The organism is Mesorhizobium sp. WSM4849 (genome assembly GCF_055811385.1).
Map to the genome: position 1 here is coordinate 1 of NZ_JBVVPW010000112.1, position 629 is coordinate 629.

The 629-nt window shown below is 62.5% G+C and carries 1 protein-coding gene; it reads left to right on the forward strand.

The window, feature by feature from the left end; translation table 11 throughout:
* Positions 1 to 21 precede the first annotated feature (21 nt).
* The coding region (locus tag AC0L3L_RS36440) for an efflux RND transporter permease subunit (RefSeq protein ID WP_473642209.1) at positions 22 to 629 on the forward strand (608 nt) is incomplete at its 3' end.

The window sequence follows — 629 nt, forward strand, 5'->3', positions numbered from 1 at the left end:
GACGGCCGGGACGCAGTAATCATGGATATCGTCAAACTCGCAATCAGCAATGCCCGGCTGACCATTTCGGTCCTGGTGTTCCTCATCCTTGCCGGTGCGGTCGCCTATCAGTCGACACCGAAGGAAGCCGAACCCGACGTTGCGATTACGATGATGTATGTCGGCCTGGTCTATCAGGGCATCTCGCCCGAGGATTCGGAACGCCTCCTGCTGCGGCCGATGGAAGCCAAGCTGAAAAGTCTCAAAGGTCTCAAGGAGATGCGTTCGGCCGCCTTCCAGGGCGGCGGCTATGTGATGGTCCAATTCCAGCCGCAGACGGATCTGGCGACGGCGTTGCAGGACACGCGCAGCAAGGTCCAGGATGGCAAGGCCGACCTGCCGCAGGCAGCCGAGGAGCCTGTGGTCTCCGAGGTCAACGTCTCCGAGTTCCCCGTCCTTGTCGTGACGCTGTCGGGCGAGGTGCCTGAGCGCGTTCTGACGACGGCTGCGCGCGAGTTGCGCGACCGCATCGAGGAAGTGCCTGGCGTGCTGGAAGGCTCGCTGCAGGGCGCCCGCGACGATCTCGTCGAAGTCGTCATCGATCCGATGAAACTGTCTTCCTACGGGCTGCAGCTCGAGCAGCTGATCGG